Source organism: Micromonospora sp. NPDC049139 (genome assembly GCF_055586845.1).
Window position 1 is genome coordinate 1 of sequence record NZ_JBVJHK010000006.1, and the last position, 8,244, is coordinate 8,244.

Annotated in this window: 8 protein-coding genes; 4 read left to right on the forward strand and 4 right to left on the reverse strand. The window is 77.6% G+C overall.

What is annotated here, in order from left to right:
* Positions 1–171: 171 nt before the first annotated feature.
* The gene (locus tag ACZ6Q9_RS13280; protein WP_396827559.1) at positions 172–900 is read right to left on the reverse strand and encodes an SAM-dependent methyltransferase; all 729 of its coding nucleotides are present in this window, start codon (positions 898–900) and stop codon (positions 172–174) included.
* Between the two features lie 113 nt (positions 901–1,013).
* Positions 1,014–2,735: a hypothetical protein gene (locus tag ACZ6Q9_RS13285; RefSeq protein ID WP_396827557.1), complete on the reverse strand. Its 1,722-nt coding sequence runs from the start codon at positions 2,733–2,735 to the stop codon at positions 1,014–1,016.
* A gap of 44 nt (positions 2,736–2,779) precedes the next feature.
* Here ACZ6Q9_RS13285 and mptB (ACZ6Q9_RS13290) point away from each other — a divergent pair, with 44 nt between their 5' ends.
* From mptB (ACZ6Q9_RS13290) to ACZ6Q9_RS13305, 4 genes are all read left to right on the forward strand, one after another.
* Positions 2,780–4,180, forward strand: a complete 1,401-nt coding sequence (mptB, locus tag ACZ6Q9_RS13290; RefSeq protein WP_393454455.1) for a polyprenol phosphomannose-dependent alpha 1,6 mannosyltransferase MptB — start codon at positions 2,780–2,782, stop codon at positions 4,178–4,180.
* 103 nt (positions 4,181–4,283) lie between these two features.
* Positions 4,284–5,729, forward strand: coding sequence for a polyprenol phosphomannose-dependent alpha 1,6 mannosyltransferase MptB (mptB, locus tag ACZ6Q9_RS13295; protein ID WP_393454960.1), 1,446 nt, complete (start codon positions 4,284–4,286; stop codon positions 5,727–5,729).
* A gap of 69 nt (positions 5,730–5,798) precedes the next feature.
* Complete coding sequence (locus ACZ6Q9_RS13300) at positions 5,799–6,185, forward strand: aminoglycoside phosphotransferase/kinase family protein (protein WP_393454458.1); 387 nt, start codon at positions 5,799–5,801, stop codon at positions 6,183–6,185.
* Positions 6,167–6,547 (forward strand): hypothetical protein, encoded by a 381-nt coding sequence (locus ACZ6Q9_RS13305; protein ID WP_396827555.1) that lies wholly within the window; start codon positions 6,167–6,169, stop codon positions 6,545–6,547. Before ACZ6Q9_RS13300 ends, ACZ6Q9_RS13305 begins: the two co-directional genes overlap by 19 nt.
* A gap of 162 nt (positions 6,548–6,709) precedes the next feature.
* Here ACZ6Q9_RS13305 and ACZ6Q9_RS13310 read toward each other — a convergent pair whose 3' ends face one another.
* Entirely contained in the window at positions 6,710–7,720 is a 1,011-nt protein-coding gene (locus ACZ6Q9_RS13310) for a hypothetical protein (protein ID WP_396827553.1), read from the reverse strand.
* Positions 7,717–8,082, reverse strand: a complete 366-nt coding sequence (locus tag ACZ6Q9_RS13315) for a PadR family transcriptional regulator (RefSeq protein WP_393454467.1) — start codon at positions 8,080–8,082, stop codon at positions 7,717–7,719. Before ACZ6Q9_RS13315 ends, ACZ6Q9_RS13310 begins: the two co-directional genes overlap by 4 nt.
* Positions 8,083–8,244 lie beyond the last annotated feature (162 nt).

An 8,244-nucleotide genomic window follows, 5' to 3' on the forward strand; every position in this document is an offset into this window, starting at 1 on the left:
AGCCGTGCTCGACGCCACCCACCGGACCAGCCGGGATGCTCATGCAACCCCAGGACCACCGGGCTGATCAAGCACCGGAGTCCTTTACATGAGCCGGCCGGGCCCGGCAGGCTGATCGAGTCCGTGCCGGCCGGCAGCGGCCCGGCCGGGGTGCTCCGGCCGCCGCCGAAGCTACCGCGTGCGGCGGACCAGCACCACGTTGTCGACCAGGGTCCCGGTCTCGCCGTCCGGGCCGGTGGCCTGGCGGCGGGACGCGTCGAGCCGCTCGGTGTGCCACCGGTCGGGGTCGAGGTCGAGCGACGCGAAGGTCTCCTGCGGGGTGGGGAAGCGCACGTCCGGGTGGTTGGCGCGCCCCCACGGCGGGACCTCGCCGTGCTCGACGACGAGCAGCCGGCCGCCAGGGGCCACGGCCCGGGCCGCCGACTGGAGCAGCCGTGCCCGGGGAAACTCCAGCGGCGACTGGAGGAACTGGGCGGAGACCAGGTCGAACGAGCCCGGCGGAAAGGTCCGGGTGAGGTCGTGCCGGCGGAACTCGATGCGGGCGGCGACCCCGGCGGCGGACGCCTCCTCGGAAGCCCGGGCGAGGGCGGTCTCGGCGACGTCGACCGCGGTCACCCGCCAGCCCTGCCCGGCCAGCCAGATCGCGTCGCCGCCCTCACCGCAGCCGAGGTCCAGCACGGCGCCGGCCGGCAGCGCCCCGGCGACCTCGACCAGGACCGGGTTCGCCCGGCCGCTCCAGACCCGGTCGCGCCGCTGGTAGAGCTCCTCCCAGAACCGCGCGGTCTCGTCGTCCACGTCCGGGTGCGGCCGTGGGGCGACCACCGGCGCCGCCGGAGCGTCGTGGTGGTGATGATGGTGGTGGCCCTGCCGGGGGTCTCCGGCCGTCGCCTCGTGGTGCACGTCTCGTCCTCCTGTGCGCTGCCCTCGGTGACCTGTCGCGTCGATCGTGCGCGCCGCCGGCGGAGGGAGCAAGAAACGTTGCCGAGGTGGCAAAAAGACGGGAGACGCCCTGGTCAGCTGCCGAGGCGGTACGTTCCGGCGCGTGGCACGGTCACCGCGGTCCAGTCGCCGTCGGCGGCGACGGTGGCGCCGCCGGAGGCGGTCAGCCACCGGCTGTGCCGCACCCGGACCGGCACCGTGCCGGCGGCCGGCGCCTGGAAGGTCACCGAGGCGCCGTCCCGCGCGACGAGGTCGGCCGGCGCGCCGACGATCGGGGTCGGCTCGGCGACCGCCCAGACCCGCCAGTGCGGGCCGGACCAGACGGGCGTGAGATACGGCAGGCCGCCCGTGACCAGCTCGGCCTCGGCCCGCCCCACCCACGACAGCGGGGCGTCCGGCACCGCGACGAACTGCACCCCGTTCTCGGCCAGCCAGTCCCGGTAGCTCGCGGCGGTCAGCGGCACCCCGGTGCCGGCCGCGCCCGGGACGGTGGTGAAGAAGAGGGGGTTCCGGTCGATGTCGGCCTGCCGCAGCCAGCCCCGGGCCAGCGGCACCTCGCCCAGCCTCGCCGCCTCCCAGTAGTTGCGGGTCGGCGGCACCTCGACCCGGCCGGTGAGCCGCTGCCCGTCGAGGAACTCCCGCAGCGGCGCGAAGTACGCGGCCCGGCCGGTCGGGTCGTCGACGCTGCGCAGGTCGGCGGGGGGCACCGGCGGCTGCCACCAGCACACCGCCACCAGCAGCGCGGCCAGCGCGACGCGGCCCCGGACCGTGCCCCGCCCCTGCGACGGCGAGCGGGCCGAGGAGTCCCCGGGTGACGGCCGGGCCGAGCCCGCCGCACCCCGGCCGCGTCGGGCCCACCACCGCGTCAGCCGGGCCGGGGGGCGGGCGGCGGCGGCCAGCAGCGGAAGGGCGAACATGACGGCCAGCCGGGTGGCGTTCAGCCCGACCGGGGTGTGCGCCAGCGCCGCCGCCAGCACCCCGGCCGCCGAGAGCAGCGCACCCACGCGCACCGGCCGGTACGCCACCAGCGCGGCGACCAGCAGGCTGGTCAGCATGGCGCGCAGCGTGTCGGTGCGGCTGATGTTCATCCAGCCGCCGTCGCCGAAGAGCAGCGCGGTCGCCCCGAGCGGCAGCGCGGCGGCGACGCCGAGCGCCAGGCCGTCGGCGTACCGGCGGGTGAGCAGCAGCGCCGCGCCGGCCAGGCCGACGAAGAGGCCCGCCACCGGGCTCGTCGCCGAGGCCAGCAGCGCCCCGGCGACCGCCAGCCCGAGCCGCGCGAGCTGCCGTCGCCGCGCCCGCCGGTCCGGGCCGGAGTCGACCAGGCCGGTGGTCACCAGCAGCCGCCGGGCGTCGGTTGGTGCGGCCGGGCCGCGGGGGAGGGTGAGGGCGAGCAGCGCGCCGAGGCCGAAGGCCACCCCGAGGCCGTACGTCACCCGGCCCGAGACCAGGTTGCCGGCGATGGTGACGACCCCGACCAGGCTGCCGAGCAGCGGCCGCGGCACCCCGGTGCGCACCAGCAGCGCCGCGAACGCGGTCGCCGCCGCCACCAGCGCCAGCGCGCCGGTGACCCGCACCCCGAGCAGCGCCATCACCGGCTGGGAGAGCAGGCTGTAGCCGAACTGCTGGACCCCGCCGTACCACCGCAGGTCGACCGGGGCGAGGCCGTGGGCGGCGAAGAAGTCGGCCCGGGCGACCTGCGCGGCGAGGTCGGAACCGGTCGGCGGGAGGGCGAGACACGTCACGCCGAGGAGCACGGCGGACGCGGCGGCCACCGCCACCACCCGACTGCGCCGCATGCCCACCTCCGTACCGCGACCACCGTACTGGCAGCATGTCCGGCGTGCCTCACCACCTCGCGCGCTGGATCGGCCTGGCCGGCTCGACGCTGCTCGCCGTGGCCGCGTTCCTCGGCGGAGCGCTGCCCGACGGCGACCTGCGCCCCACCCCGGTCAGCATCTGGCAGGGCCCGCACGGCCCGCTGATCATCGCCGCCTGGGCGGTCGGCACCGGCCTGATGGCGTACGCCTGGTGGGCGCTGCGCGGCCGGGTGCCGTCGACCCGGTGGGCCCTGGTCACCGTCGGGCTCTGGCTGCTGCCGCTGCTGGTCGCGCCGCCGCTGGGCAGCCGGGACGTCTACGCGTACGCCTGCCAGGGCGCCAGCTACTCCGCCGGCATCAACCCGTACGAGCAGGGCGTCTCGGCGCTACCGTGCCCGTGGCTGGACACCATCTCCTACATCTGGCGGGACACGTCGGCGCCGTACGGGCCGCTGTTCGTGCTGCTCGCCGGGGCGGTGGTGGAGGCGACCGGGTCGCTGTACGGCAGCATCGTGCTGTTCCGGCTGCTCGCGGTGGCCGGGGTGGGGCTGACCGCGGCCGGCCTGCCGGTGCTGGCCCGGCGCTGCGGCGTGCCGGCCGGCCGGGCGGTCTGGCTGGCGCTGGGCTCGCCGCTGATCGGGGTGCACCTGGTCTCGGGGGCGCACAACGACGCCCTGATGGTGGGGCTGCTCGTGGGCGGGCTGGCGGTGGTGGCGGCCCGGCCGGGCCGCCCCGGTCCGCTGCTCGCCGGGGGAGCGCTGCTCGGCCTCGCCGCCGCCGTCAAGATCACCGCGCTGGTGGTGGTGCCGTTCGCGGCGCTCGCCGCGATCGTCGGGGCGTACTCGATCAGGGCGCTGCTCCGCGACGGCGGGTGGGTGGTCGGCGGGGCGCTCGCGGCGGTCGTCGGCGCGACCCTCGCCACCGGCCTCGGCTTCGGCTGGGTCACCGGGCTGGAGCAGGGCGGCCTGGTGATCGCGTGGACCTCGCCGTCGACGGCGGTGGGGCAGACCGTCGCCTACCTCGCCGCGCCGTTCGGCTGGCACGGCGACCCGCTGCCGGTCACCCGGGGGATCGGGATGGCCGTGCTCGCGCTGGTGCTGATCTGGCTGTGGTGGCGGGCCCGCACCCGGGAGCCGCTGTGGCACGCCGGCCTGGCGCTGGCCGCCACCGTCGCGCTCGCCCCGCTGTTCCACCCCTGGTACTGGACGTGGCCGCTGGCCGTGCTCGCGGCCACGTCGCGGCGCACCGGCTGGTTCGCGGTCGTCGCGGTGGTCTCGGCGTTCCTGGTCCTCGCGGACGGCACCGGGCTGGCCCGGTACAGCAAGACGGTCGGCGCCCCGCTGATGACGCTGTTGGTGATCGTGGTGGCCGTCCGCTTGGTACGGTCGGCTCGGGTGGCCCGCCGGCCGGCCGCCGTGGACTGAGGAGAGGACGCCGGTGACCACTCCCGGCTCCCCGCCGCCGACCCCGCCCGTCACCTCGCGGCCCACCTCGCCCGACACCCCGCCGACGCCCGGCGCCGCCCGCCTGGCCCGGTACGCCGGCCTGGCCGGGGCGGTGCTGCTGGCCGTCGCCGGCTGGCTGGGTGGGGCGCTGCCGTCGATCCCGCTGGACGCCACCCCGGCGGACCGCTGGCGGTCGGACACCGGGCCGCCGGTGTTGGGCGCCTGGCTGGTCGGCACGGCCCTGCTGGTCGGCGCCTGGTGGGCGCTGCGCCGGGGCGCGCCGTCGACGCGGTGGGCGTACCTGACCGCCGGACTGTGGGCGCTGCCGCTGCTGGTCACCCCGCCGCTGGGCAGCCGGGACGTCTACTCCTACGCCTGCCAGGGCTGGGCGTATGCGCACGGTGTCGACCCGTACGCGACCGGGGTGGCCGAGGCCGGCTGCCCCTGGGTGGAGTCGGTCGCGCCGCTCTGGCGGGACACGCCCGCGCCGTACGGGCCGTTCTTCGTGCTGCTCGCCGCGCTCGCCGTGACCCTCGGCGGCGGCCTGGTGGGTACGGTCGTGGCGCTCCGGCTGGTCTCCGTCGCCGGGCTGCTGCTGGCCGCCCTCTGCCTGCCGGGGCTGGCCCGGGCGGCCGGCGTGCCCACCCGCCGGGCGGCCTGGCTGGTGCTGGCCTGCCCGCTGGTCGGGGTGCACCTGGTGGCTGGCGCGCACAACGACGCGGTGATGCTCGGCCTGCTGCTGCTGGGCCTGCTGGTGCTGGTCCGCCGGCCCGGCAAGCCGAAGCCGCTGCTGGTGGCCGGGGCGCTACTCGGGCTGGCGGTGACGGTGAAGGCCACCGCCGTGGTGGTGCTCCCCTTCGCGGCGCTGGCCGCGGTGCTGGGCCGCTACACCGTCCGGGCGCTGTTGCGCGACGCCGGGTGGTTGGCCGGCGGGGCGCTCGGCGCGGTGGCGGTCGCCTCGCTGCTGTCCGGGCTCGGGCTCGGCTGGGTGGGCGGGCTGAGCCGCAGCGGCGACTCCGAGCAGTGGACGTCCCCGCCGACGGCGGTGGGCTTCGTCGTCGACTACACGGGCGGGCTCGTCGGCCGGGACCCGGCCGCGGTGCCGGTTACCCGCGCGGCGGCGCTGCTGCTGCTCGCCGTGCTCGTGGCGGCGCTGTGGTGGCGGGCCTGGTCGGAGCTGCGCGGGCTGAACGACGTCCGGCAGCGGGTGGCCCGCCTGGACGCCGCCCGCCCCCGGGTGGCCCTGCTCGGCGCGGGGCTGGCGCTGGCCGCCACGGTCCTCCTCGCGCCGGTCTTCCACCCCTGGTACGCCACCTGGCCGCTGGCCCTGCTCGCGGTCGCCGCGACCCGGACCACCTGGTTCGTGCTGCCCTGCGCGGCGGCGGCCTTCCTCACCCTGCCCGACGGCGCCAGCCTGGCCCGGTTCAGCAAGGCCCCGGGCGCGCTGGCGATGACCGCGTTGGTCGTCGGGCTGGCGGTGTGGGGCCTGCTCCGGCTGCGCCGGTCCCGTGCCGCGCGTCTCGGCTGAGGGTCCGTGCGGCGCGTCTCGGCCTCCGGGCCGGTGCCGCGTCCCGGCGCACGGGTCCATGATCGTGGGATGAGCGCAGCCGAGGAACCGTTGTCGGGCAACGCCACCGCCGGCGTGGTGCGCGTCGGCGACACCGTGCGCCGTCCGGCCGGCCCCTGGAGCGACGCGGTGGACGCCCTGCTGGAACACCTGCACGAGGTGGGATTCTCCGGCGCGCCCCGACCCCTGGGCCGGGACGCGCAGGGCCGGCAGGTGTTGGAGTACGTCCCCGGCGAGGTCGGCGCGGCGTCGGGCACGTACCCGGTGGTGGACCTGTTCGCGATCGGCCGGATGCTGGCCGAGCTGCACGAGGCGCTGGCCGGGTTCACCCCGCCGGCCGCGCGGCGTGGCAGCGGCTCATCCCTCCGGACCGGGAGGAACTCGCCTGCCACAACGACGTGGCCCCGTGGAACCTGATCAGGGCGGACCGGGGCTGGGTGCTGATCGACTGGGACGCTGCCGCGCCGGGTTCGCGGCTGTGGGACCTCGCGTACGCCGCGCAGAGCACGGCCGGCCTGCGCCCGGACCGGCCGGTGGCCGAGTCGGCGGCCCGGCTGCGCGCCTTCGCCGACGGCTATCGCCTGGACGAGGCGTCCCGCCCGGCCCTGGCCGCCATGCTGGGTCGCCGCGCCCGGGCCATGTACGACCTGCTGCGCGAGGGCGCGGAACAGCAGCGTGAGCCGTGGGCCCGGATCTGGACCGAGGACGGCCCGTACTGGCTGGCCACCGCCGAACACCTCGACGCCCACACCGAGGCATGGGAGACCGCCCTGCGCTGACCGCTCTCCCGTCACCGCGCGAGCCGACCCCGCGGCGAGTGCCCATCCGCGCCGCCACTCGCCGCCGCGGATCGGCCGCGTCGAGTGGAACGCCATGGCTGTCAAAACCCTCCTGTGACAGCCATGGCGTTCCACCGACCGCGCGGGTGCTGCGCCGCTGGCCTACGGCATCCGCTCGGCGGTGTGCCCGCAGGTCGGGCAGCGGTCGCCGGATCCGACCGGGCCGGGCCGGCGCACGCGCTGGCGCAGGGCGATCGCCAGCGGCAGCAGCACGGGGCCGGCCAGGCCGACCACGACGGCCGTCGCGGCGAGCGCGGACCAGTCCGGTTCGGGCGCGCCATGCAGCAGGCCGTCCACTATGCCGGCCAGGGTGTGCAGCGAGAGCAGGCCCAGCGGGGTGAGCAGCGTCAGCAGCGCCCAGCCGCCACGGGGGTCGGCGCGTAGCGCCAGACCCGTGCCGAGCAGAAGCACCACCACGAGCAGCACCACGGCGGCGCCGGGCAGGATCCGACTCGCCGTCCAACCGTATGTGTTGACGAACAAGTCGTTGCGGGGCAGCAGGTTGACCTGCGCGACACCGGCGGCGACGACGGCGAGCAGGGGCATTGCCCGAACCGCCACCGGAAGCCGCTCGGGTAGGCCGAGCGCCAGCAGCCCCAGCCCGACCTGCGGCAGCAGCACGTACAGCGGCGGGCGGGGCAGGCCGGCGAGGGCCGCGACCGGCACGACCGCCGCCGTGAGTAGCAGGGCGAGGGCCACGGCGCGGCGGGTCCAGCGGCCCGGTGCCACCGCGTGCACCGCCGCGGCGAGCAGCCAGGCGGCCCACACGCCGATCCCGAGCGAGACGAACGGCCCGGCGCTCGGCACGCCCCACCGCGCCGGTGGCGGGTGCAGTTCCAGCACCGACCAGGCCGCCGCCAGCGCGGTCGCGGTGAGGAAGGCGAGGACGGCGGCGAGGCGTACGCCCGGGATCAGGTCGGCGGCCCCGGCGGCCCGCAGCCGCTGGCGGAGGCCGCCGCGCAGCAGGTCCGCGGCGTCCGCCGGGGAGGGCCAGCGCCGCTCCGGCCCGGCCAGGTCGAGGTACGTGCCGACGATCTCGGCGCCGCGCGCCCGCCGGTAGTCGGCGGGATAGGCGAGCAGCAGGCGCAGGTAGCGGCGTTCCAGGTCCGTCATGCCAGCCCTCCCGCGACGCGCGGCGCCGTCGGCCGGGCCTTCGCCGCGCGGGTGCGCAGCCGGGCGGTGGCCGCCTCGACGTTGCGGCGCAGGCGCTCGGTCTCGGCGGTGAGGGTGGCGTCGCCGGTGGGGGAGAGGCGGTAGTAGCGGCGCAGCCGCCCGTCCACCACCTCCTCCCGGTCGACCTCCACCAGGCCGGCGTCGACCAGCCGGTCGAGCGCGCCGTAGAGGGTGCCCGGCCGCAGCGCCACGCGCCCGTCGGAGAGGGCGGCGACCTCGCCGATCAGGCCGTAGCCGTGCATCGGCTCGCCGGCCAGCGCGGTGAGGATCAGGAAGGTGGGTTCGCGCAGCGGAGTGTCCACGCCCCGCAATATAACGGACGCGAAGGTATGTCGGTGGCTGTTACCCGGCCGGGGGGGGGGGGCGCGGGGGGGGGGGGGGGCGGGGGGGCGGGGGGGGGGGGGGGGGGGGGGGGGGGGGGGGGGGGGGGGCGGGGGGGGGGGGGGGGGGGGGGGGGGGCCCCT